This window comes from Fictibacillus sp. b24 (genome assembly GCF_030348825.1).
Taxonomy (GTDB): domain Bacteria; phylum Bacillota; class Bacilli; order Bacillales; family Fictibacillaceae; genus Fictibacillus.
On record NZ_JAUCES010000005.1, the window covers coordinates 265,141 to 287,475 of the forward strand.

The following is a 22,335-nucleotide window of genomic DNA, read 5'->3' on the forward strand; positions in this document are numbered from 1 at the left end:
TGATTGGTTCTAAAAAAACATCACTGCGAGTTGATGGGAGTGTAAGGTGGGAGACTCCTGCGGGACAAGCGGTCAGGTGAGACCCTTAAAGGAGCATAGCGGCAAGGGGCTCACCGCCTGCCCCGCGGAAAGCGAGCACCTGAAACGGAAATCAACTGCTTACATGAACAAATACCTACAAGAAAAAATAGATAAAACGAAAAAGGATGTTAGGGGGAAGTACTGTGTTTGAGGATCATTTAAAGGTAGTCACCTTGATTCAAGAAGCCGGGGAAGTGGTCGGCCGGAAAAAGCTTCAAAAGATGGTGTATATCGCAAAAAAGCTGAATTTTCCTTTTCAAGAAAAATATCAATTTCACTTTTATGGCCCATATTCCGAGGAGTTAACGTTAAAAATCGAAGAGCTCTGCAACATGGGATACATACATGAAGTAAAAGAAAAGGTGAGCGGTTATTCACAGTACCGTTATGCCGTGAATGAAGAAGGACAGAAGCTTCTTTCCACATATGGTGCGGAGATCGAACAGCTAGGCAATTGTGTCCGCTCGATGAATGAGCAATCTTCGCGTTTTCTGGAGCTTGTTTCAAGCGTTATGTACTTTGAAAAGCTTGAGCAGGATGAGATTAAAGAAAAGGTCCAGACCGTTAAAGCAAAACAAAAGTATACAGAAGAAGAGATGGATGAAGCTTTTGCATATATCAACTCATTAAAAAGCCAAGTGCAATAAAAAAAACCTGTTTGAGGGCGTCGGTTAGTGCAGCCTAAGAACAGGTTTTTTGTTTACCATTTAAATTGAAGCGGATGACCGTGATTGTAAAGGCCATAAAAATAAATAAATCCAATAAACACACAAAAGGGAACGATAATAGCAAGCAGTGTAGTTACAAAACCTTTTACAACACTCTTATCGTAAAGGCGAGTTGCGTAATAGCCAATTCCTAGCCCTAAAAACAACAACGACAAAATTAAAGCAGCTAGCCAAATCTTCATGCGACACCATCCCTTTTTATCAGCATATCCACCGAATTCTCCGAATAAACGACAGTTTATCTGAAACTTTTTTCTTTTTCTTGCGACTAACAAGAAAAAGGAGGGCATAGTGATGAAAAACATGAAGCTGTTTTTAATGGCATGTCTGCTCGTTCTCCTTGCCGCTTGTGGCTCAAAACCAGTGCCAGAAGAGGACAAAAAGAACGGAGCACCTCAAATTGAAAATGATATTCCTGCTGAAAAAGCGGGTGTAGAAGCAGAACTCGCAATTGAAGAGGGCAATGAGGAAGCGAATTTCTCGTTGGAAAATTCATCTGATAAAGAAGCTGCAACAGGAACCGCTTATGTATTAGAAAAGTGGACAGCTGGGAAATGGGAGAAAGTAAATAATAATCAAATGTTTACGGAGCAAATGATCATGGTGAAAGCGGGAGAAAACTATGATCAAGTTATTGATTTAAAGGATCAAGAGGCTGGGACATACCGAGTGTCAAAAGATTTCTTTTTAGATGAAAAGAAAGAAAAGGTAGCAGTTGTGTTCGATAAAAAATAAGAAAAGACCGGTTTCAGCCCTAATTTGTAAGGGTTGACCGGTCTTTTGTGTTGTTTTAAAAGATTTTAACTACAGTTGTTGCTTTTAGCTCACTCTAATTATTCCCTTCACTGACAGTTGATAGGAGTGCAAGGTGTGAGACTCCTGCGGGACAGGTGGGCAGGTGAGACACTTAAGAGTGAAACGTCCGAATGTGGCTCACCGCCTGCCCCGCGGAAAGCGAAGCACCTGGAACGGAAATCAACTTCTTACAAAGTCAACAATGTTTATACAATAGCTTTTAGTGAGGTAAAAACGCTAACTGATAGAAGAACAATACCGCAAATAGATAGACTAAAAACGGAACCTCACGATATTTTCCTTTTACTACTTTTAAGATTGGATATGAAATAAATCCTAGTGCAATACCTGTTGCGATTGAAGATGTGAGTGGCATTGTTAAAATAATTAAGAACGCCGGGAACGCTTCATCAAGCTCGTTCCAGTTGATCTTGCTTAAAGATCCGAGCATCAAGCTGCCAACGATAATGAGTGTTGGTGCCGTGATGGCCGCTAGACCTGAAATGGCACTTACGAGCGGTGCAAAAAATGCAGCTGCGATAAATAGGATCGCAACGACAACAGACGTTAAACCAGAACGACCGCCTGCCGCAACACCTGAAGAAGATTCAATGTAAGCACTCGTTGGGCTCGTACCAAATGCCGCACCAACCGTAGTCGCAACTGAGTCAGCTAGCAGTGCTTGGCGTGCACGAGGCATCTTCTTGCCCTTCATGAGACCAGCTTGTTCAGCTACACCAACCATCGTTCCTGTTGTATCAAAGATGGTTACGAGCAAGAATGAAAACACGACAGCATATAATCCATATTGAAACACATCAGAAAACGCGGTGATCGGATCACCAAAGATAAATAGTTCAGATGGCAGGTTGGGAACAGACATAATTTTGTCTTCGAATTTCAGTTGTTCTGTGTAATAGGCAATAGCACCTGTTGCAATCATTCCGAAGAACAATGCGCCGTTCACGTTTAGTGCCATTAATATAAGTGTGATCGCAAGTCCAGCAAGTGCTAAGAGTACAGTTGGCGAGTGCAGATCACCGAGCCCTACTAAATTTTCCGGATGGGCGACGATAATTCCAGTAAGTCGCATTCCGATAAAAGCGATAAATAGTCCGATACCAGCTGTAATTCCGTGCTTTAAGTTTGCTGGAATCGATTCGATTAATTTTTCTCGAAACGGTGTTAACGATAAAATTACAAAAAGAATACCTGCAACGAAAACAGCACCGAACGCGATACGGTAATCAATGTTAGGGTTATTCCCAACGACCGAAAAAGCGAAATACGCATTTAGCCCCATACCCGGAGCAATGGCGATCGGATAGTTGGCGAGAAGTGCCATCCATAATGTCCCGACAACCGTGGCAATGATTGTTGCCATAAACACTGTGTCAAAAGGAACGCCTGCCGAATGTAAAATAATCGGGTTAACCACTACGATGTATACCATCGTTAAGAAGGTAGTAATTCCCGCTAAAATTTCTGTTTTAATGGTGGTACCAAGTTCTTTTAATTTAAAAAAGGATGAAAGCATGTGTTTGAACCTCCAAATACGAACGATTTATAAGTACATGATATATAATATTCGTTTTTAGCGCATTATTCAACATTTATCTTTAAAGTTTCCATCTGAGAGTTTTTTATGTTTTGTGATACAATACGTGGTAACAATGAATGGTAGAGGAGCTGGAAGCATGAAAGATTTTTTCAATTCCAATGACGGCGATAAAAAGAAAAAAGGGATGGGCTTTACCATCATTAGCGGTGATTCAACCGATGGACATGGCGGATATGGTGTAGGAAGTTTAACACTCGATCACGTAACGCCTGTTATCGTTGATGTTGAAGATTCGATCGCTTATATCGATATGGGTGCAATGCATGCTAGAAGTGACGTGGAAAAGCGCATTAAATTCACTCCGAATCGTGAAGATACACCAAATCCGAGACTGTATTGGCTCGTTTGGGTAACGATCAACCGTGGTGCTGAAGGTCCATATTATTTCGGTCTAACGGCATGCGAAATGCAAGTTGACGTTGAAGCGCGACGTGGCTACAAAAGTCTTCCGGAACACGTGAACCGAATGGATAAATCCATGAAGGGCAAAGTGATTGTCGAGGATATGGACGTAAGTGCTCGCCGAGTGCTCGGAAACTTCCTTAAAGAGCATGATGAAGGGATGTTTAGCCGTTCTAGTGACGAAATCAAGTCATTAGTGGAATAAATATGGCAAAGTTATGAACCTTTTTTGAACATTTTTCAAATAACTTGTGACAAGAAAGCACTTCCATTAGAATGTAGTTAGCATTGTACACACAATGTTTCTAGGACAATAAAGTGCCTGGGGCTCCTGTAGTAGAGCTCCGGGCATTTTATTTTGTGCAGGATTTGGTAAAAGATAGGACTAGTCGAATGGTCTCGACCCGCCGTAGTTTATGTAATTAGGACTCGCGGGATTATATCCGAAATTCGCGGGAATATCATCAGAACTTGCGGGAATATCATCAAAACTCGCGGGATTATCATCGAAACTTCAGGAAATATTGTTTTATGATTAAAAAATCCCTGTCCGGCTCACCAATAGACAGGGATTACAGGTTCACCAAGAAAAAATCCGCTTAAAAAAGCCCTTTTTCTCCCTCTTTTGCTCCAGTTTCTCTTTTATTTCATTCGATACGCCGTGTTCATCACAATACTCAACAGGTTCTGTTCCTTTTTCATAATACGAGATGCGGGTGACTGGGCAGCTTTCGGTAGCAAGCTTGCCGTTTTGCGGATTGATTGTTACGGCAGTTACTCCTTCTGGCTGTTCAAACGATAAGATCTGCTTATTTTTCAAAGCACCTTCCATGAAATACGCCCAGATTCGCTTCGAGTAGCCCGTATCGTTCACATCGTGCAGCTCTTCGTTGTTATCGTAGCCGACCCACACACCAGTAACGAGTTGTGGAGCATACCCGACCATCCAGCTGTCGTTCGGAGTGGAGCCCGACTTTCCTGCCATCGGACGCGTCAGATAATGGTTGATGCTTGATCCTGTTACGCTCGTATAGTCGTTCAGCTTTTCATCAAATGTTCCTGCCAAGAGATCAGTCATGACAAAGGCTTTGTTCTCGTCGATGACCTGCTCGCTTTCGTACTTGTGCTCATAAAGCACTTCGCCTTTAGAGTCGGTAATCTTGGTAATAAAAACAGGTTCTACCTTTTTGCCCCCATTTGCAAAAACTCCGTATGCGTTCGTCAGTTCTAAAACGCCGACTGCCTTTGATCCAAGAGCAAGTGAAGGAATGCCGGCAAGTTCACTCTTTATGCCAAACTTCTTTGCTGTTTTCACGAGTTTATTTGGTCCTAAATAAAGGTTCGTTTTTACAGCATAAATGTTATCAGAAAGAGCGAGCGCTTGTGCCATCGTTATAAAATCATTCGCGTAGCGGTTTTTAAAGTTCTTCGGCTTATAGCTGCTTATACCGTCTCCCATCGCGAATGTGGTCGGTTCTGATTTAATCGGAGTCGATGCTGTATATCCGTGCTCGAGTGCGGTGTAATACAAAAACGGTTTGAAAGTCGAGCCTGGTGCTCGTTTCGCTTGGAGCGCACGGTTGAAGGAGCTTTCCTCAAAGTCACGGCCGCCAACGAGCGCTTTTACATCACCGCTGCGAGGATCCATTGCGACTAATGCGGTCTGGATAGAGCTGTTATCGATGATCCGGTTTTCAATGGTATGTTCAGCGACTTCCTGCATGTGTGGATCGAGTGTAGTGTAGATGCGAAGCCCGCCGAACTGTATGGAGTTTGTGTTTACGTTCAGTTCTTTTTTTAGTGCACGCATAACAGCATCCTGAAAGTAAGGAGCAACCGTTGCGATCTCTTCCTCTTCTTCACGAACATAAGATAACTTATCTGATGCTGCTTTTTGGACGTCCGCTTTTTTAATCGTACCGTCTTCAGCCATTGAGGTTAATATAATTCCTTGCCTTCTTTTAGCGTTTTCTTCGTGTAGAATCGGTGAATAGTAGCTTGGGCCCTTTGGAATCCCTGCGAGCATGCTTGCTTCACTTAGTGAAAGTTCCTCTGCGTTTTTTCCAAAATAATAGCGTGAAGCAGACTGGATGCCATATGAACCGTGACCATAATAGATCGTGTTCAAATAACCTTCTAAAATCTCATCCTTTGAATAACTCATTTCAAGGCGCAGTGTGTAAAACGCTTCTTGAAACTTTCTTCGCCACGTTTTTTCATGTGTAAGAAAAAGGTTTCGGGCATACTGCTGGGTAATCGTACTTGCTCCTTGCACTTTCGCACCAGCTTTAATGTCAGCGAGTAGTGCTCCTGCAATCCTTTTCAAATCAAATCCGTTATGTTTATAAAAACTTTTATCTTCAATTGAGATTGTGGCAGAGATCAAATTCTTATCTATTTTTTTTAGCGGAACCCAATATCGGTTCTGCCCTCCGTTATTGATCTCGCCCATCTTCGACCCGTCAGCGGCGTACATGATGGTTGTTTGCGGAACAAGCAATGCAGGCGGGCCCATGAGTTTAGCAAGAAGCAGCAGTCCAATGAATGAAAGCGCAAAGCTTCCAGAGGCAATGATTCCCCATTTTTTAATCCAGCGTATTTTTTGCTGTTTCGTAGCTTCTTTATAAATCTGCCAAAACTTCATAATCCGCCCTCCTTAAAAACTCTCATTTTCTTATCTAGTATGGTGAAAAAAGACACTCCTTAAACGTAGGAAAGAGAATGAAATGCTATAATGCTAGTGAGACAGAGGAGGTTCGGAATATGCTTATACAAAACATTCAATATATGACGGTAAGTGATGATGGAAGATGGGTTGTAAACAATGGCGACATCCTTATAAAAGACAATAAAATTGATTCAATAGGAAACGTTGAATGGGATGAAACAGTTGAGAAGCTGGACGGAAAAGGAATGCTTGCTCTGCCTGGACTTGTAAACGGGCACCAGCACACTCCGATGTCCTTATTGCGCTGCTATAGTGATGATGTAACCTTAATGACATGGCTGAATAAAAAGATGCTGCCGCTTGAGATGAAGATGAACGATGAAGATCGCTATTGGGGAGCTTTACTTTCGATGGCGGAAATGATCAAAGGCGGAACAACGTCTTACGCGGATATGTACATAGGTATTGATATGATCGGGGAGGCGGCTGTGGAATCTGGAATTCGTTCTGTTATAGCGCGTGGACTTATCGCGATGGATTCGGATTATGAGGGCCGATTAAAAGAAGCGGGAGATGTTGTTGACCGCTGGCACGGAAAAGGAAACGGCCGGATTACAACGATGATCGCACCTCATTCACCTTATATGTGTCCGCCAGATTTTCTGAAAGCAGCTGTTGGTCTATCGAAGGAAAAAGATGTTCCTTTGCATATTCATCTGGCTGAGACGAAAGATGAAGAACGTATGATTTCAGACAAGTATAGTATGAGACCTGTTGAATATTTAGCAGAGGCAGGTGTGTTCGAGCGACCGGTTCTGCTTGCACACGGTGTTCATTTTAACGATGAAGATTATAAAACGCTGAGAACTATTCGTGGCGGCATCATTCATAACCCGGTGAGTAATGCAAAGCTTGGATGCGGAATTAGTGATGTGAAGCGTTTAATGGATTCAGGAGTTAAAGTTGGCTTAGGTACGGACGGTCCGGCAAGCGCGAGTTCACTCGATCTGTTTTTGGAGATGAAAGCGGCAAGCTGGTTCCAAAAATTGAAGTACGAGGATGCGGCTGTGCTGAGTGCGCATGATGTGTTAACGATGGCGACACAGAACGGTGCTGACATCCTCGGAATCGGAAATGAAGTCGGATCGTTAACAGTCGGAAAGAAGGCCGATATCCTATTGATGGACATGAATAAGCTTCATCTGACTCCGAGTCATGAACCGGCAAACTTGCTCGTCTATTCAGCAACAGGTCAAGACGTAGATACGGTGATCATCGATGGGAAGATTGTGATGCGCGGCCGTGAGTTGAAGACGATTGACGAAGAAAAAGTGATGGCAAACGCTAAAGAACGAACGAAAGAGCTCTTAGGACGATTGTAAGTAGAAAGGCGCCTCAAATTTGAGGTGCTTTTTTTTCGTAAAAATGATTGACACCAAAAATAAAATCATGATATTATAAAATATTTGATTAAATTAGAGGGGTATGGTACTCTTAGAAGGTTAGCAAATCTGGAGGTGGAGTATTTGTTTCAAATTGGCGATAACATTGTGTACCCAATGCATGGAGTAGGCGTAATTGAAGCCATAGAAGAAAAAGAATTCCCCGACGAAAAACAACAGTATTATGTTATAAAAATGTCAGTCAGCAACATGCAAGTTATGATTCCAGCGTGTAAGATTATGAATTCTAAGATACGCCCTGTTACGGAACTATTAGCATTAAAGCAGATTATGCACGATTTTCACAATGGAGAATCTGAAACTTTACTAACGTGGAAAGAAAGATACAAAGTAAATTCAGACAAGCTAAAAACGGGTGAAATACGTGATGGTGCCGAAGTTGTACGTGATTTGATGCGTATGAAGAAAGAAAAAACACTGAATGCAAGCGAAAAAAAGATGTTGGAAAGTGCATATGGATTTTTACTCAGTGAACTTGAAGTAATCAAAGGAATCACTGAAACCCAGATTAAAAGTTTCTGTTAAGGTTTAATGGCAAGATATGAGGGCTTGAAAAGGATCTCATTCATAGTCGTTTCAGAGACAACACACTTCTTAAACTTACTTAGTTTAACCTCTTTAATTTCTACAACCATCTAATCCTTAATTTTGATTTTACTTTCCTCTATAACCTTATGAAGTTTTTCAAATAAAGTTTTTCAAATAAATTCTTTTCAATAATCACTTGATCGTAGTAATACTGATTCACACTGGCACGGACAAGGAGCCGTAAGGATGGAAGAGAGGTAGGGCTTCCATTGTTTTAGGTATACCTCAGTGACTATTTTGTAGAAGATTTACTTATCCACCTCCACTAGTACTGTTAATTGAATGTAAAATGGGAAAAGCAGCCGAGAGTGGTAGAAGCGGGTTGCTTTTTTTATATCGGTTAAAAAGTTCAGAAAATTATGTTAAAATAAATAAGGTTTTAATACCACTAAATAAAAGAAGGAGGCCGACGCGTCATGATCATTAAATGGATCAAACTTCGATAATGACAAGTGCAGGCCAAGATGACTCCGTTGAGTACTTATTGCTCTGCGCTTTACACAAGGCGAAAAAATATAATCACGGAGGAAACAAGAATGAAACAACAACTTTTACAAACAAATAAGGTGAATATAAATACAGAAAGCTTTGGTAATCCTAGCGATCCGGCTGTTCTACTCATCATGGGTGCAATGTCTTCGCTCGATTGGTGGGATGAAGAATTTTGTGAGCGTTTAGCAGCAACGGGGAGATATGTGATTCGCTATGATCATCGCGATCTCGGTCAATCCGTCGTCTATGAACCTGGAACTTCAAACTATACGATTACGGACCTGGCTGATGATGCGTTTGGAATTCTAGATGCCTATTCCATAGAGAAAGTGAATATCATGGGAATGTCTCTTGGTGGAATGATCGGGCAGATTATGGCGATCAAGCATCCTGAACGTGTACTAAGCCTCACGATCCATGCATCCAGTGTCTTCGGGTCAGAGCAAGCTGAGCTGCCTCAGATGGATCAGAAGATTTTAGATTTTCATGGAAAAAGTGCTTCGATTGATTGGTCAGACCGAAAGTCGTCCATTGCTTATTTAGCAGAGGGATGGGCAGTTCTTTCAGGATCAAAACCATTTGAAAAGGAAAGAATGTACACATTGGCAGAAAGAGAATACACACGTGCCAAACAGATTCAAAGCCGCTTTAATTATATTTTTCTAGGTGGCGGTGAAGAGTATTTGGATCGTATGAGTGAAATTGGAGTTCCTACGATTATCCTTCACGGAACTGAAGATCGGGCACTTCCGTTCGAACACGGTCAAGCGCTTGCAAGAGCGATTCCGCATGCTGAACTCGTCACGCTCGAAGGTTCGGGGCATGAGCTGCATACAGAGGATTGGGATATCATTATAGCCTCAATTGTAAGAAATAGCTCTATAGGAAATTAAAAGTCAAGGTAGCCATGAACAACGGTTGGAGTGTTCATGGCTTTTTTAAATTCCTGAGTTCCAGGCATGTTGGTAAGAGGGGTATAATGCTGGGTGTTTAGAGTCGAATTTTGTCAACTCGCCGATAAATGATCAAAACTCGCCGGATTAATTCAATAATTTCTAGGATTATGGCCTCAATTTCCTGAATCAGAGTCGTTAATACCACTACTGGTATTAAGTCAGATCACTTATAAGAGCAAGGGCTGGCTGCCATATATTCGTTCGTATGTTCTCTATTTGTCGTTTGTAAAATAAAGATCCAAATAAAAGGATAACTTTAAACAAGTTTTGTTCCTTATTATCCGTTTTTTAGAAACTCCACTAAAAAGAACTCGTCCGTGCAAGACACGGACGATTGGGGCGCCAGAAGGGACACACGAGTCGGTAAAGCGAGGCCGGTTTTTCTGGAACGAAAACCCGGTGCTTTTACACGTGTGACAGAGGCCTATTTATTTTTAGACGTAAGGACAGTAACGATAAGCGAGCTAAATGCGACCGCAAACATCAACGCCTCAAAGATCGTCAGAGGCATCACCCCCCTTAACTGTAAGCTGCAAAATCAGCTAGATGTCCAGCTTCAGTTTAAAAAAGGGAATGCGCCGACCGTCTGTCCTTCTGGACGCTATCTTCATTATACCACTTAATTAATCAGAATAGTCTGCCAAAAGAAACGGGGTATTTGTCCTATTTTAATAATGAAAGATTAGGGAAACAGTAAAGTGGTATGGAAAAGAAGCGGCTATTTAGATTTGACGCACATTCTTACAAAAATTGAATTGGAATCTTAGGTCCTAGAATGCTATAATCATTTTGTTTGTAAAAAGTTGAAACAACGATGCCTGGCATTTCAAAATATATAGTAGGAGTGAGACCAACATGAGTATTTGGTTTACTGAAAAACAAACGGAAAATTTCGGAATTACGATGAAAATTAACAAAACGTACGTATCTGAGCAAACAGAATTTCAAAAGCTGGATATGGTAGAAACAGAAGAATTCGGAAACATGCTGATCCTTGATGGCATGGTGATGACAACGCAAAAAGACGAGTTCGTTTACCACGAGATGGTAGCGCACGTACCTCTTTTCACGCACCCTAACCCGAAGCACGTTCTAGTTGTAGGTGGAGGAGACGGCGGAGTAATCCGTGAAGTGCTGAAGCACCCATCTGTTGAAAAGGCAGTACTTGTTGAGATTGACGGAAAAGTAATTGAGTACTCTAAACAATATTTACCTGAAATCGCTGGTGACTTAGAGGACCCGCGCGTTGAAGTTAAAGTAGATGACGGATTCATGCACATCGCAACAAGCGAAAATCAGTACGATGTAATCATGGTTGATTCCACTGAGCCAGTTGGACCAGCTGCTAAGCTTTTTGAAAAAGGTTTCTATGAAGGAATCTCAAAAGCACTTAAAGAAGACGGTATCTTTGTTGCACAAACAGACAACCCTTGGTTCACGCCTGAGTTGATCTCTCAAGTGTTCAGTGACGTTAGCGAGATCTTCCCGATCACTCGTCTTTACACAGCGAACATCCCAACTTACCCAAGCGGACTTTGGACGTTCACGATTGGATCTAAGAAGCACGATCCATTAGAAGTTCCTGCTGATCGTTTCCACGATATTGAAACAAAATATTGGACACCACAGCTTCACACAGCTGCATTCGCACTGCCGAAGTTTGTTAGTGACTTAATTAAAAAATAATACTGTAATCGAAAGCTTTGTTGCTTTTGAAAGTGGTTGATTTCCGTTTCAGATGCTCGCTTTCCGGGGGGCGGGCAGTGAACCACCTCGGCGCCATGCGCCCTTAGGTGTCTCACCTGTCCCGCTGATCCCCCAGGAGTCTCGCATCTTACACTCCAATCAACTTTTCGATGAAGTTTTCTTTGGAAAAGTCAGCGCGCAAGCAACAATCTACGAAAACAGCTAATAATAATAAGAAAAAATAGGGGCCGTCAAAAGTGGGTGGGAACTTACTTTCGGGACGGTCCCGTATTTTACATATAAGGAGTGTAAAACTTATGCGTTTTGATGAAGCTTATTCTGGAAATGTGTTTATTTTAAGTAAGCCTGATTATAAAACGGCCGATGCTGTTCTTTACGGAATGCCGATGGATTGGACGGTTTCATTCCGACCAGGAAGCCGTTTCGGCCCTGCTCGTATTCGTGAGGCGTCACTTGGCCTTGAAGAGTACAGCCCATACATGGACAAGCATCTTGAAGAAGTGAACTATTTTGATGCTGGAGATATTCCATTGCCTTTTGGTAATCCGCAGCGTTCACTAGATATGATTGAAGAGTATGTTTCAACGCTACTCGCTGACAACAAGTTCCCGCTTGGAATGGGTGGGGAGCATCTTGTAACTTGGCCTGTTTTTAAAGCATTGAAGCAAAAATATGATGACTATGTGGTTATTCACATTGATGCTCACGCTGACCTTCGCGAGCAGTATGAAGGTGAAGTGCTTTCCCACTCGACACCGATTCGTAAAGTGTGTGATTTGATCGGAGCGGAAAACGTTTATTCTTTCGGTATCCGTTCTGGTATGCGTGAAGAGTTCGAATTCGCAAAAACAAGCGGCATGCACATGTACAAGTTTGATGTGGCTGAACCTCTAAAAGAAGTTCTTCCAACATTAAAGGGACGTAACGTTTACGTTACGATCGATATCGATGTGCTTGATCCATCTGCAGCTCCTGGAACAGGAACAGCAGAAGCGGGCGGAATCACTTCCAAAGAGCTTCTTGAAGCGATTCAGTTGATCGCAAAAGCTGACATCAACGTGATTGGTGCAGATTTAGTAGAAGTTGCGCCAATTTATGACCATTCCGAACAAACGCCAATCGCAGCAAGCAAGTTCCTACGTGAAATTTTGCTTGGCTGGGTAAAATAATTGAAGAAAAGCCCCTGTAAGTCAGTGATTTGCTGATGGACAGGGGCTTTTTAATTGCTTGGGAGAGTGGATGTGAGTGTGTCGAGCGGTGTCGAATGGCCTTTATTTGCTGATTTAGACTTAATTTTTTCTATTAAGACTTAATTAACCTTCAATTAGACCCAATTCAACATGAAAACGACTTAATTGGGGTTCACCGCTTCATTAAAGCCCAATCGCCAAACCCCTATACATAAGAAAACCGGCCTCGCACTATCGAGACCGGCCATCAACTAAGCTAATTTTTCCACTAACTTTTCTTTTTTTACGGATTTTGCGAACAATACAGCTTCAATTGCAAAATAAACCAATGATCCGATACATACATAAGTCCAAATTTCTTGAAGCTTTGCGTTTTGCCACATGTCGAGCAGCATGAATAGGGAAGGCAGTGTTAACGTCACCCATGATTGAACGAAAGCCACCCTTCCGATGTACGCTTCGTAAGGCTTCTTAAGTGCGGACGACAAGAAGAACAAAAACCACAGAAACGCCCACAGCACCCAAGTCAGTGCGTTAACGACATCGTTTTCTTGAACATAAAAAACGAGTGCGTATACGATTGCCATCATCGCAACCCATAACGAGTACCATCCAAGGCCGCTCGAATCAAAGCCTTTTAAAATGGTCACCCCTAAATAGAGGTAGGTGAATCCAAACAAGAAGACGGCACCGTTGTTAAACATCGACCAGTTCGATCCATCAGATGTAATGATCAAATAGATCGGTGTGATTACTTGCAATAAGCCCACCAATATATTAAAAAACGCGACACTTTTTTCCTCTGCTTTTCCAAGCAGCATCAGACTGTTTAAGAATAAAGCTCCACCTGAAAACAGTAATCCTATAGCACCCATTTTATTCCCTCATTACTTTAATAAATTTCTTTTAGAGGTCTGACCTCTTACATTTATCAAATATAGTAAATTCTTAAGTGTAAAGCAATGGAAACTTAAAGAAAAATAGTAGTTTGGAACTGTATTAAACAGATTTGGGTCAAAATTGTCGAAATTTGTTATAACGTTAAGTCTTTTTTGCTATAGTTACAATAGAGAATTAGGTGGATAAGGGAGGGACGAATATAATGACAGCGATTTCAAACGAGATGAAGCATATGCAAAATTTCATCGATCAGCTCTCTGAATCGGTAATACTTGTAGCGGCAAATGGTGAGATAACGGCTGTGAATCAGCACTATTTGAATCTCACAGAACAAACAGACTTTGAATCAGGAAAATCTGTTGATGAGGTTCTTTTAAGTCATTCAAATGGTGAAGATGGAACACTTCTTGCCGCTAACGGTTTTATAGCGGTTAAAATTAACGAAGGTCTATTGCCGCTTCATGGCGATTTTTTTCGATATTATATCTTGAATGAACAGCCCGCTGTCGTTCATTCGTGCCAAGAGCCTCTTATGAAGACCTTAATGAACATCGTTCCGGATTTTATTGGCATAAAAGATGGGGACGGACGTTTTGTGTTTGCGAACGAATTTGTAGGTGAACTATTTGAACTGACTGGCTTTGATTTTACCGGAAAAAATGATGCTGATTTAGCAGAGATTGCTCCATTTTTTCGTGATGTATTCCAATACTGCATCGAGACAGATGAACAAGTGTGGCAGGCAAAAGAAATCGTGCGATGTGAAGAATATGTGCCTGCACGTGATGGCAGCACACGTTTTTTTGACGTATACAAAATTCCTGTTTTTCATCCAGATGGTTCGCGTAAAAACTTGCTTGTCTTCGGTCGAGAGGTAACGGAAAAAATTGAGTCCCGAATGCTTTTAGAAGAGAGTGAAGCGAGATACAGACTGCTTGCTGAAAACGCGATGGACATGATTACGACCCACACGATGGACGGAACATATACATACGTGTCTCCTGCCTGTGAGATTCTGCTTGGGAGAAAGCAGGAAGAGCTGATCGGAAATACCGGCTATTGGCTGCTTCATCCCGATGATGAGGAAGTGGCATGGAAAGGTCACGAGCAATTGATGGAAGGGCCATGCACGGCTACTGTCCAATTCAGGCTGCAGCATAAAGACGGACATTACGTCTGGCTTGAAACGTCTTGTAAGAGCATTGCGGATGATTCAGGTAAAGTGGTTGAAATCATTGGCGTTACCCGTGATATTTCGGAACGTAAAAAATCTGAAGACATGCTTCGCCAATCCGACAAACTATCGATTGTTGGACAGCTTGCTGCATCAGTAGCGCATGAAATCAGAAATCCGTTAACTTCTTTAAAAGGATTCGTTCAGCTTCTTCAAGAGTGTGAACAAATCGAGACTGCGAACTACTACAACATCATGTTTAAAGAATTGAACCGTATCGATCAAATCATGGGGCAGCTGTTATTGCTGGCGAAACCTCAAGCGAAGACTTACAAAAAAACATCACTGCCAGAGCTCGTGGAGTTCGTAGAAACACTTCTTCAACCTGAAGCACTTAAACAGAATATAGAGATTGAAAGTGTGTTGTGTGAGAGTCTTCCGCTTATTACTGCTGAGGAAAATGAGCTGAAGCAAGTGTTGATCAATGTGATTAAAAATGCGATGGACGCTATGAGCATCGGCGGAACCATTTCTATTGAAGGAAAAAGGAAAGACGATCTCGTTCATTTGATTGTAAAAGACCAAGGATGCGGCATTTCGTCAGACCGCCTGGCAAGACTCGGCGAACCCTTTTACACCACGAAAGAAAAAGGAACAGGCCTAGGATTGATGGTAAGTTCAAAAATTATGAAAGAGCATAAAGGCGAGCTTAAGTTTTACAGTGAGGAAGGCAGAGGAACGACGGTGAGTCTGATATTGCCTGTATAAGGGCGTGAGTGTGCGGGAGTAAGAGCAGGAATAGAAGAGATAGGGTGAAAATTGTCGGAGAGTGTCGACTCGCGGATAAACTCTAAAAACTTCTGGATTGAGGCCCGATATTTGTGGATTGGGAGCTATTTTTTGTGGATTGAGACCCAAAACTTTTGGATTCACTATCTGTGCACCTCAAAAAAAGACTGTTGCCAACCTTTTTTAGGTTGTCAACAGCCTTCAACATAATAATTAATTATAGATTTTCTGGATCAGCCACTTTTACGAGCTGTTTTCCTGTGTTTTCACCAGAAAACAGTCCCAAAAACGCATCAATTGTGTTTTCGAAGCCGTCCACGATGTTTTCACTGTAAGAAAGTTTGCCTTCTTTTAGCCATTTCGCAAGTTCGATCGCGCCTTCCTCAAAATGAGCTGCATAGTCGCTCACGATAAAGCCTTTCATCAATGCGCTGTTGATCAGAAGCTGACTTTGCATGCGTGGGCCAACATCGGCTTTTTCGAGATTATAAAGGGCAATCTGTCCGCAGACTGGGATGCGTGCACCTTTGTTGATCAAAGCCAGGACGCTGTCAGAGATCTCGCCGCCGACGTTATCAAAATATACATCAACGCCATCAGGACAAGCAGCTTTCAAAGAGTCATATACATTTTCGGTCTTATAGTTGATAGCGGCATCAAAGCCTAATTCGTTTTTCAAATAAGAAATCTTCTCATCAGAACCAGCGATTCCGACAACACGTGCTCCTTTAATCTTCGCGATCTGGCCGACGATTGTTCCAACGGCACCTGCTGCACCGCTGACAACAACGGTTTCACCTTCTTGCGGATTTCCGATATCAAGCAATCCGAAATAAGCGGTTAAACCTGTCATTCCAAGAACACCAAGGTTTGCTGTTAGTGGCGCAATAGAAGGATCAAGCTTTCGTACTTCAGCATCGCTCGCGACATTGTATTTTTGCCAGCCTAGGTTTCCGATTACAAAATCACCTTCAGCTAATTCCCCAGAACGAGATTCTACAACTTGTCCCACAACGCCTCCAGAGATCGGTTCATTTAACGCAAAAGGAGGTACGTAAGACTTACGATCACTCATGCGCCCCCTCATGTAAGGATCCACGGAAAGGTAGATCGTCTTAAGAAGCACTTGATCATTTTCTAACGCAGGAATGGCAGCCTCCTCATAACGGAAGTCACTTTTTTGCGGAGTTCCTTTTGGACGGTTCACCAGTAAGATTTTTTCGTTTTTCATCATAATCCTCCTCATTTTTTTTCGTCTTCTTCCATGTATAATAAGTCATTACAACACCTCATTCCAAATTATCCACTCACAGAAACGTATTTTTAGGCTAATTTTACCTATTAAACAAACGAATTTTTAAAAAGACACCCATAAGGTTGAAGCGAGGCATTGAAATCTTTTATAATAGGTAAGTTAAAGAGGTACACCAAAAAAGGAAGTGTTGTTCGCATGGATCAAGATACGGAATTGTCTGTTGCGCTTACGATAAGTTCAGAAGTTCATTTTAGCGGTGAAAAAGAAAAGCATTACACCGAGACAGAAGGTAAGCTCTATAAAAGAGGGGACGTCACATATCTTCAATACAAAGAAGAGATAGAAGGTGCAGGTTCTGTCAATAATGTGATTAAGATTACGCACGCTGGAATTCTGATCATCCGCTCAGGCAGTGTATCTATGAAACAGAAATATTTAATCGGCCAGACTACAAAAGGCATGTACGACAGCCCATATGGCCAGCTTTGGATGGAAACGACCACACATGAAATGAATTTCCGATGGAATCAGCAAAATCGGACGGGTGATCTGAAGCTCGCGTACGAGCTGGTTCTGCAGGGTGAACATACAGGAACACATCGAATCAAGATTAATTTTCAGGAGGCAAAAGCATGAATATCCTTGACCAGGTCAAGCATCTGTTAAAAGAAGAGATTGAAGAAGCGGTCGTAAAAGCAGGGCTAGCTAAAAAAGAAGAACTGCCAGCAATCGTTCTTGAGGTACCAAAAGATAAAGCAAATGGTGACTTTGCGACGAACATGGCGATGCAGTTAGCGCGTATCGCAAAAAAAGCACCTCGTATGATCGCTGACGAATTAGTGGCAAACTTTGATAAAAGTAAAGCGTCTATCGCAAAGGTTGAAATCGCAGGCCCTGGATTTATCAACTTTTATATGGACAACTCTTACTTAACAGAGCTTGTACCGACTGTTTTAAAAGCGGGCAAGGATTATGGACGTACTGAGCATGGCGGGGGTAAAAAAGTTCAAGTCGAGTTCGTTTCAGCGAACCCGACAGGAACACTTCACTTGGGACATGCCCGTGGTGCGGCTGTTGGCGACACGATCTGTAATATCCTTGATTATGCAGGATATAACGTTTCCCGTGAGTTCTATATTAATGATGCTGGAAACCAAATCAACAACTTAGCAACTTCTATTGAAGCGCGGTACTTCCAGGCGCTTGGCAAGGATAAAGAGATGCCTGAAGACGGATATCACGGTGCAGATATCATTGAATTTGGTAAAGACCTTGCAGAAGAGTACGGCGATTCTTGGCTGGATAAAGAAGAAAGCGAACGCGTAAGCTTTTTCCGTGAATACGGTCTTACACGAGAGCTTGAAAAATTAAAAGCAGATCTTGCTGAATTCCGTGTGGATTTCGATGTATGGTTCTCTGAAACTTCTCTTTATCAAAACGGAAAAATTGATGCAGCACTGGAAAAGTTAAAAGCTAAAGGTGTTGTTTACGAAGAAGAAGGAGCAACATGGTTCCGTACAACAGACTACGATGATGACAAGAACCGTGTACTCATCAAGAATGACGGATCTTACACCTATTTAACGCCAGATATCGCATATCATAACGACAAGTTTGAGCGTGGCTTTGAAAAGCTGATCAATATTTGGGGAGCGGACCACCATGGCTATATTCCGCGTATGAAAGCAGCGATTCAAGCGCTCGGTTATGATAAAGAACAGCTTGATGTCATGATTATTCAGCTTGTTTCTCTTTTCCAAAACGGAGAAAAAGTTCGAATGAGTAAGCGTACAGGTAAAGCTGTTACGCTTCGTGAACTGATGGAAGAAGTGGGCATCGACGCAACTCGTTATTTCTTCGCGATGCGTTCAAACGATACTCACCTTGATTTTGATATGGACTTAGCCGTTTCCAAATCAAACGAAAACCCGGTATTCTATGTACAATACGCACATGCACGCGTATGCAGCATGCTTCGTCAAGGAGAAGAGATGGGTCTTTCTTATGACGGGGACTTGGATTTAAAGCAGATCGATTCTGAAAAAGAGTTTGAACTGTTGAAAAAGATCGGGGAATTCCCGGCTGTTATTAATGAAGCGGCTGAAAAACTTCTCACACACCGCGTGACGAACTATGTATTTGAGCTAGCATCTGCTCTTCATAGCTTCTATAACGCTGAGCGTGTACTGGATGCTGAAAATAAAACTAAGTCACAAGCGCGTTTTGCTTTGATGAAAGCAACTCAAGTGACGATCGAGAATGCACTGAACATCGTCGGCGTAGAAGCGCCAGAGCGTATGTAATAGAGAGATAAAGTGGAGAAAACCTGTCTGCGGACAGGTTTTTTTTTAGTTGTTTTTGCATAAATTATTGCCTTTGAAAGTGGTTGCTTTCCGCTCCAGGCTGCTCGCTTTCCACGGGGCGTACGGTGAGCCTCCTGCCGCTTTGCGCCTTTAGGAGTCTCCACCTGACCGCTCGTCCCGTAGGAGTCTCGCACCTTGCGCTCCAATCAACATGCTAACGATGATGATAGAAAGAGTCTGAGAAGAGAAGACAAATCTAGAGGTTAGGATCGCTTCGACTACTACTCCAACTTCCATGTCGAAAGTCTGCAAGCTCACTACATCCATCAGAAACCTTTAAAGCCAAGAGGAATTTCCCTGCTTTTCTTGAATTCTAATAAAGCACATTATTGCTGAGGAGGTTACACAAAATGACAACATCCAACAAAAGCCCTTTCGTCATCGGACAGATCGAAGGGTATTCAAAGGAATTTTCTAACTTGATCTCGATGATGAACTACGCGAGGGAAACGACGATTTGGGAAGTGGAAAATTTATCTGTGGAAGAACTCGACTTTAGAATCAACGGAACGGGTAATTCGATCGGTATGCTGCTCGCTCATTTTGTAGCGGTGGAGAAGATCTATCAATTTTTAACGATTGATGGAAAGGACCTGCCGGATGAAGAGATCGATCGTTATGCAGAAACGCTTCAGCCTGCACTCGATTTAGGTGAAGCTGGGACAATCATCAATGGGAATACAGCGGAATTTTATTTAGAAGACTTAAAGAAGACCCGTGAAATTACACTGAAGCATTTTCAGAAGCTGCCAGATTCATGGCTCTACGAAACGACGCCGTGGTGGAATAATGAGCTTGGCAACAACTATTTTAAGTGGTTTCATGTTTTTGAAGACGAGATCAATCATCGCGGCCAGATACGAATCATTAAAAAGCAGTATGAACGAGCGAACGCCTCCACCACTTCTCAAGCTTAATTGCAATGGAATAGGGATATTGTAGTAAGAACGTGCCATATTAATAAGAGATAGGTTTGGAAACTCGTTTGAATGAGGGGGTACATACATGAAGTTGATCTTATTATCATTGATAACAGGCGCCCTCGTAGGCTTTGTTTTTGCCCTGTTAAAGCTACCGATCCCAGCGCCGCCTGCATTACCAGGGATCATGGGAATCGTTGGCATTTATTTAGGCTATCAAGTGTACATTTGGATGGCAGGAACGTTTTTAAAGTGAGGATAACATGGCATTAGCCGGACTGACCTCTGAGTTTCAAATCTACTATGAAAAGTTAGGGACGGGTGCTCCACTCGTATTTTTACATCCGTCGGGTATGAGCCATCTCGTGTTCAAGTATCAAAAAGAACTATCACAATACTGCCAAACCATATTTCCAGATGTTCGGGGCCATGGCAGGTCATCTGTTAAAGACCCAGAGTCGTTTACAATATGGGATCTAGCTGATGATGTGGCAAATCTTCTGGACCATCTGTTAATTGACGAGGCGTATATTTGTGGTTATTCTGCAGGAGGCTCGGTCGCACAGGCTTTTGTACAAAAGTATCCGCATCGGACAAAGGGTCTTATTTTAAGCGGGGGCTTTTCTCAAGTTTCTACTTTCGCACTTAAAAAGCAGTTCCAAACAGGAATAAGGCTGGCAAAAAATGCACCAGCCCTATTGAATCAGATACTTGTCAGCACACATTCAAATTCCCAGCAGGATCGGAAAAAGATGCTGGAGTATCATAAACAATCAAATCCGAAAACATGGGAACGATTTTACAGGGAAAGCTTTATGTTTAATTGCACAGATCAGTTAAAAGAATGGTCGTTTCCATTGTTGTTTCTATACGGTGACCGAACAGAATATATGCATCCTTATAGAAGGATCTATACAAAAAATGTACACCCAAGGGCTAAGTTCATCATTCTTAACAAAGCTTTGCATCAGCTGCCGATCAAGCATTATAAAAGCTTCAACGCTGAGGTTAAGCGTTTTATAACGGGTACTACATAAGAATTGTTCCGCCGCTCATCCTTTTAAAACCGCGTACTTTTTCAAGCTCATCGACGAGCTGAAGAACGGCGCGGTCTTTTTGTTTAGCTTCGATCATCACATCGAGCTCATCTGTAAAATCAGACATCATCTTAAAAAAAGGAAGCACGTAGTCGAGGCTCACATAATCGTGGTGACTTCTGTACGCTTTTTCGTCTTTCGGGGATGAGAGGTGAACCTTAGGCGGTCTGCCCGTGTTTTTCCAAGTAGCAACAAACCGCGGAAGAAGTTCCTCGAGCGCACCATCGTCATCAGGGTTCGCTTTGTAATGATGATAATCAAACATGAGCGGAATGCCTTCGTTCTCGCAAACCTCCAGCGTCTCTTTCGTTGTAAAGGTTTTGTCGTCGTTTTCTAGTGTCATCCTAGCTTTAACATCAGCGGGAAGCATTTTAATATTTTCATAAAAACGTTCTAATGCGGAAGATTTATCTCCATAAGCGCCGCCAATATGGATATTGATATAGCTGCGGTCCTCAATGCCCATTCCTTTAAGTAGATCATAATGATACTGCATGTCTTTTACCGCATTAACAGTCACTTCCGGCCGCGGGCTCGTAAAAAGGGTGTATTGGTTCGGATGCATGCTCGTTCGAATATTGTACTTCTTCACGAGTTTCTCGATCTCTTTGCACTCTTTTTTCGTCTTTTGTAAAAAGTCCCAAGCTGCTTCAGGGTGTGTGGCTAAAGGGACGATGGAAGAGGACATCCGATATAACGGAAGTTCGTGCGCAATGCAATAATGGAGCACACGAAGGGTCCGCTCTAAATTGTTTTTTGTGATGGCAAGAAGTTGTGCCGTACGTTCTTTTTCTTCGCGTTTCTGATACGTTGCGTATGTCATCGTTTTTGCAGGTGAGGCCTCATATAAGTTGAGAGCCGTTGATACAAAACCAAAAGATGTTAACATGTTTGGCCCCCTGTTTTTTGTTAATGTGTGTTTGTAAAAGATTGTTGCTTTCAAATGTTGGCTTCTATGATTGTTGATTGGAGTGGAAGATGCGAGACTCCTCGAAAATTGAACTTCAAATTTTCTTCGTGCGATGTATCGCTGCCGTAGCCTTCCTTGTCCTGCGGGACAGGCGGGCAGGTGAGACACTTAAGAGTGAAACGTACAAATGTGGCTCACCGCCTGCCCCGCGGAAAGCGAAGCATCTGTAACGGAAA

Annotated in this window: 25 protein-coding genes; 17 read left to right on the forward strand and 8 right to left on the reverse strand. The window is 42.3% G+C overall.

From position 1 onward, the window contains the following. Window positions 1-46: 46 nt before the first annotated feature. Together QUF49_RS01465 and QUF49_RS01470 are read left to right on the forward strand one after the other, a co-directional pair. Complete coding sequence (locus tag QUF49_RS01465; RefSeq protein ID WP_289493987.1) at window positions 47-232, forward strand: hypothetical protein; 186 nt, start codon at window positions 47-49, stop codon at window positions 230-232. Beyond that, window positions 225-728, forward strand: coding sequence for a YwgA family protein (locus QUF49_RS01470; RefSeq protein WP_289493988.1), 504 nt, complete (start codon window positions 225-227; stop codon window positions 726-728). Before QUF49_RS01465 ends, QUF49_RS01470 begins: the two co-directional genes overlap by 8 nt. A gap of 53 nt (window positions 729-781) precedes the next feature. Here QUF49_RS01470 and QUF49_RS01475 read toward each other — a convergent pair whose 3' ends face one another. After that, window positions 782-991, reverse strand: a complete 210-nt coding sequence (locus tag QUF49_RS01475) for a hypothetical protein (protein ID WP_289493989.1) — start codon at window positions 989-991, stop codon at window positions 782-784. A 112-nt stretch (window positions 992-1,103) separates the two neighbouring features. Here QUF49_RS01475 and QUF49_RS01480 point away from each other — a divergent pair, with 112 nt between their 5' ends. Next, window positions 1,104-1,544: an immunoglobulin-like domain-containing protein gene (locus tag QUF49_RS01480; RefSeq protein ID WP_289493990.1), complete on the forward strand. Its 441-nt coding sequence runs from the start codon at window positions 1,104-1,106 to the stop codon at window positions 1,542-1,544. Window positions 1,545-1,824: 280 nt separating this feature from the next. Here the strand turns inward: QUF49_RS01480 and QUF49_RS01485 are convergent, their stop codons facing one another. Further along, entirely contained in the window at window positions 1,825-3,141 is a 1,317-nt protein-coding gene (locus tag QUF49_RS01485; protein ID WP_289493991.1) for an NCS2 family permease, read from the reverse strand. Window positions 3,142-3,301: 160 nt separating this feature from the next. On the opposite strand from QUF49_RS01485, the gene QUF49_RS01490 reads away from it, so the two are divergent. Then, complete coding sequence (locus QUF49_RS01490) at window positions 3,302-3,832, forward strand: YwhD family protein (RefSeq protein ID WP_289493992.1); 531 nt, start codon at window positions 3,302-3,304, stop codon at window positions 3,830-3,832. A gap of 375 nt (window positions 3,833-4,207) precedes the next feature. Here the strand turns inward: QUF49_RS01490 and QUF49_RS01495 are convergent, their stop codons facing one another. Continuing rightward, a complete protein-coding gene (locus tag QUF49_RS01495; RefSeq protein ID WP_289493993.1) occupies window positions 4,208-6,271 on the reverse strand; it encodes a transglycosylase domain-containing protein in 2,064 nt (687 codons plus the stop codon). A 119-nt stretch (window positions 6,272-6,390) separates the two neighbouring features. On the opposite strand from QUF49_RS01495, the gene QUF49_RS01500 reads away from it, so the two are divergent. The 6 genes from QUF49_RS01500 to speB all read left to right on the forward strand — a co-directional run bounded on the left by QUF49_RS01500 (window position 6,391) and on the right by speB (window position 12,670). Further along, window positions 6,391-7,677: an amidohydrolase gene (locus tag QUF49_RS01500; protein ID WP_289493994.1), complete on the forward strand. Its 1,287-nt coding sequence runs from the start codon at window positions 6,391-6,393 to the stop codon at window positions 7,675-7,677. 144 nt (window positions 7,678-7,821) lie between these two features. Then, a complete protein-coding gene (locus QUF49_RS01505; RefSeq protein ID WP_198768716.1) occupies window positions 7,822-8,283 on the forward strand; it encodes a CarD family transcriptional regulator in 462 nt (153 codons plus the stop codon). A 599-nt stretch (window positions 8,284-8,882) separates the two neighbouring features. After that, a complete protein-coding gene (locus tag QUF49_RS01510) occupies window positions 8,883-9,731 on the forward strand; it encodes an alpha/beta fold hydrolase (RefSeq protein ID WP_289493995.1) in 849 nt (282 codons plus the stop codon). A gap of 476 nt (window positions 9,732-10,207) precedes the next feature. Then, a complete protein-coding gene (locus QUF49_RS01515; protein ID WP_289493996.1) occupies window positions 10,208-10,417 on the forward strand; it encodes a hypothetical protein in 210 nt (69 codons plus the stop codon). A 232-nt stretch (window positions 10,418-10,649) separates the two neighbouring features. Then, the gene (speE, locus tag QUF49_RS01520) at window positions 10,650-11,480 is read left to right on the forward strand and encodes a polyamine aminopropyltransferase (protein WP_289493997.1); all 831 of its coding nucleotides are present in this window, start codon (window positions 10,650-10,652) and stop codon (window positions 11,478-11,480) included. 317 nt (window positions 11,481-11,797) lie between these two features. After that, window positions 11,798-12,670 carry an agmatinase gene (gene speB, locus QUF49_RS01525; protein ID WP_066244630.1) on the forward strand — a complete coding sequence of 291 codons (873 nt, stop codon included), beginning with the start codon at window positions 11,798-11,800 and terminating at the stop codon, window positions 12,668-12,670. Window positions 12,671-12,942: 272 nt separating this feature from the next. Here the strand turns inward: speB and QUF49_RS01530 are convergent, their stop codons facing one another. Continuing rightward, window positions 12,943-13,566, reverse strand: coding sequence for an AmiS/UreI family transporter (locus QUF49_RS01530; protein ID WP_289493998.1), 624 nt, complete (start codon window positions 13,564-13,566; stop codon window positions 12,943-12,945). Between the two features lie 227 nt (window positions 13,567-13,793). Here QUF49_RS01530 and QUF49_RS01535 point away from each other — a divergent pair, with 227 nt between their 5' ends. Beyond that, window positions 13,794-15,533: a PAS domain-containing sensor histidine kinase gene (locus tag QUF49_RS01535; RefSeq protein WP_289493999.1), complete on the forward strand. Its 1,740-nt coding sequence runs from the start codon at window positions 13,794-13,796 to the stop codon at window positions 15,531-15,533. 238 nt (window positions 15,534-15,771) lie between these two features. On the opposite strand, the gene QUF49_RS01540 is transcribed toward QUF49_RS01535, so the two are convergent. Next, complete coding sequence (locus QUF49_RS01540) at window positions 15,772-16,788, reverse strand: NADP-dependent oxidoreductase (protein WP_289494000.1); 1,017 nt, start codon at window positions 16,786-16,788, stop codon at window positions 15,772-15,774. A gap of 216 nt (window positions 16,789-17,004) precedes the next feature. On the opposite strand from QUF49_RS01540, the gene QUF49_RS01545 reads away from it, so the two are divergent. Then, entirely contained in the window at window positions 17,005-17,445 is a 441-nt protein-coding gene (locus QUF49_RS01545) for a DUF1934 domain-containing protein (protein ID WP_289494001.1), read from the forward strand. Then, window positions 17,442-19,112 (forward strand): arginine--tRNA ligase, encoded by a 1,671-nt coding sequence (gene argS / locus QUF49_RS01550; RefSeq protein ID WP_289494002.1) that lies wholly within the window; start codon window positions 17,442-17,444, stop codon window positions 19,110-19,112. Before QUF49_RS01545 ends, argS begins: the two co-directional genes overlap by 4 nt. On the opposite strand, the gene QUF49_RS01555 is transcribed toward argS, so the two are convergent. Then, on the reverse strand, window positions 19,052-19,306 hold the full coding sequence (locus QUF49_RS01555) for a hypothetical protein (protein ID WP_289494003.1): 255 nt from the start codon (window positions 19,304-19,306) through the stop codon (window positions 19,052-19,054). The genes argS and QUF49_RS01555 overlap by 61 nt on opposite strands. Next, window positions 19,263-19,424 carry a hypothetical protein gene (locus QUF49_RS01560; RefSeq protein WP_289494004.1) on the reverse strand — a complete coding sequence of 54 codons (162 nt, stop codon included), beginning with the start codon at window positions 19,422-19,424 and terminating at the stop codon, window positions 19,263-19,265. The genes QUF49_RS01555 and QUF49_RS01560 overlap by 44 nt, the downstream gene beginning before the upstream one ends. Window positions 19,425-19,522: 98 nt before the next feature. Here QUF49_RS01560 and QUF49_RS01565 point away from each other — a divergent pair, with 98 nt between their 5' ends. From QUF49_RS01565 to QUF49_RS01575, 3 genes are all read left to right on the forward strand, one after another. Continuing rightward, entirely contained in the window at window positions 19,523-20,089 is a 567-nt protein-coding gene (locus tag QUF49_RS01565; RefSeq protein ID WP_289494005.1) for a DinB family protein, read from the forward strand. A gap of 88 nt (window positions 20,090-20,177) precedes the next feature. Then, window positions 20,178-20,348 carry a XapX domain-containing protein gene (locus QUF49_RS01570; protein ID WP_289494006.1) on the forward strand — a complete coding sequence of 57 codons (171 nt, stop codon included), beginning with the start codon at window positions 20,178-20,180 and terminating at the stop codon, window positions 20,346-20,348. A gap of 7 nt (window positions 20,349-20,355) precedes the next feature. Continuing rightward, on the forward strand, window positions 20,356-21,129 hold the full coding sequence (locus QUF49_RS01575; RefSeq protein ID WP_289494007.1) for an alpha/beta fold hydrolase: 774 nt from the start codon (window positions 20,356-20,358) through the stop codon (window positions 21,127-21,129). Here the strand turns inward: QUF49_RS01575 and uvsE are convergent. Continuing rightward, window positions 21,122-22,078 carry a UV DNA damage repair endonuclease UvsE gene (uvsE, locus tag QUF49_RS01580; protein WP_289494008.1) on the reverse strand — a complete coding sequence of 319 codons (957 nt, stop codon included), beginning with the start codon at window positions 22,076-22,078 and terminating at the stop codon, window positions 21,122-21,124. The two genes, QUF49_RS01575 and uvsE, sit on opposite strands and share 8 nt — an antisense overlap. Before the next feature lie 89 nt (window positions 22,079-22,167). On the opposite strand from uvsE, the gene QUF49_RS01585 reads away from it, so the two are divergent. Next, window positions 22,168-22,329, forward strand: coding sequence for a hypothetical protein (locus tag QUF49_RS01585; protein ID WP_289494009.1), 162 nt, complete (start codon window positions 22,168-22,170; stop codon window positions 22,327-22,329). Window positions 22,330-22,335: the final 6 nt, after the last annotated feature.

Coding starts and splice junctions, on each gene's coding strand:
- QUF49_RS01535 (WP_289493999.1), top strand. CDS start 13,794: ATGACAGCGATTTCAAACGAGATGAAGCATATGCAAAATTTCATCGAT.
- QUF49_RS01585 (WP_289494009.1), top strand. CDS start 22,168: ATGCGAGACTCCTCGAAAATTGAACTTCAAATTTTCTTCGTGCGATGT.
- uvsE (WP_289494008.1), bottom strand. CDS start 22,078: ATGTTAACATCTTTTGGTTTTGTATCAACGGCTCTCAACTTATATGAG.
- speB (WP_066244630.1), top strand. CDS start 11,798: ATGCGTTTTGATGAAGCTTATTCTGGAAATGTGTTTATTTTAAGTAAG.
- QUF49_RS01510 (WP_289493995.1), top strand. CDS start 8,883: ATGAAACAACAACTTTTACAAACAAATAAGGTGAATATAAATACAGAA.
- speE (WP_289493997.1), top strand. CDS start 10,650: ATGAGTATTTGGTTTACTGAAAAACAAACGGAAAATTTCGGAATTACG.
- QUF49_RS01475 (WP_289493989.1), bottom strand. CDS start 991: ATGAAGATTTGGCTAGCTGCTTTAATTTTGTCGTTGTTGTTTTTAGGG.
- QUF49_RS01575 (WP_289494007.1), top strand. CDS start 20,356: ATGGCATTAGCCGGACTGACCTCTGAGTTTCAAATCTACTATGAAAAG.
- QUF49_RS01540 (WP_289494000.1), bottom strand. CDS start 16,788: ATGATGAAAAACGAAAAAATCTTACTGGTGAACCGTCCAAAAGGAACT.
- QUF49_RS01530 (WP_289493998.1), bottom strand. CDS start 13,566: ATGGGTGCTATAGGATTACTGTTTTCAGGTGGAGCTTTATTCTTAAAC.
- QUF49_RS01545 (WP_289494001.1), top strand. CDS start 17,005: ATGGATCAAGATACGGAATTGTCTGTTGCGCTTACGATAAGTTCAGAA.
- QUF49_RS01480 (WP_289493990.1), top strand. CDS start 1,104: ATGAAAAACATGAAGCTGTTTTTAATGGCATGTCTGCTCGTTCTCCTT.
- QUF49_RS01485 (WP_289493991.1), bottom strand. CDS start 3,141: ATGCTTTCATCCTTTTTTAAATTAAAAGAACTTGGTACCACCATTAAA.
- QUF49_RS01500 (WP_289493994.1), top strand. CDS start 6,391: ATGCTTATACAAAACATTCAATATATGACGGTAAGTGATGATGGAAGA.
- argS (WP_289494002.1), top strand. CDS start 17,442: ATGAATATCCTTGACCAGGTCAAGCATCTGTTAAAAGAAGAGATTGAA.
- QUF49_RS01570 (WP_289494006.1), top strand. CDS start 20,178: ATGAAGTTGATCTTATTATCATTGATAACAGGCGCCCTCGTAGGCTTT.
- QUF49_RS01490 (WP_289493992.1), top strand. CDS start 3,302: ATGAAAGATTTTTTCAATTCCAATGACGGCGATAAAAAGAAAAAAGGG.
- QUF49_RS01565 (WP_289494005.1), top strand. CDS start 19,523: ATGACAACATCCAACAAAAGCCCTTTCGTCATCGGACAGATCGAAGGG.
- QUF49_RS01495 (WP_289493993.1), bottom strand. CDS start 6,271: ATGAAGTTTTGGCAGATTTATAAAGAAGCTACGAAACAGCAAAAAATA.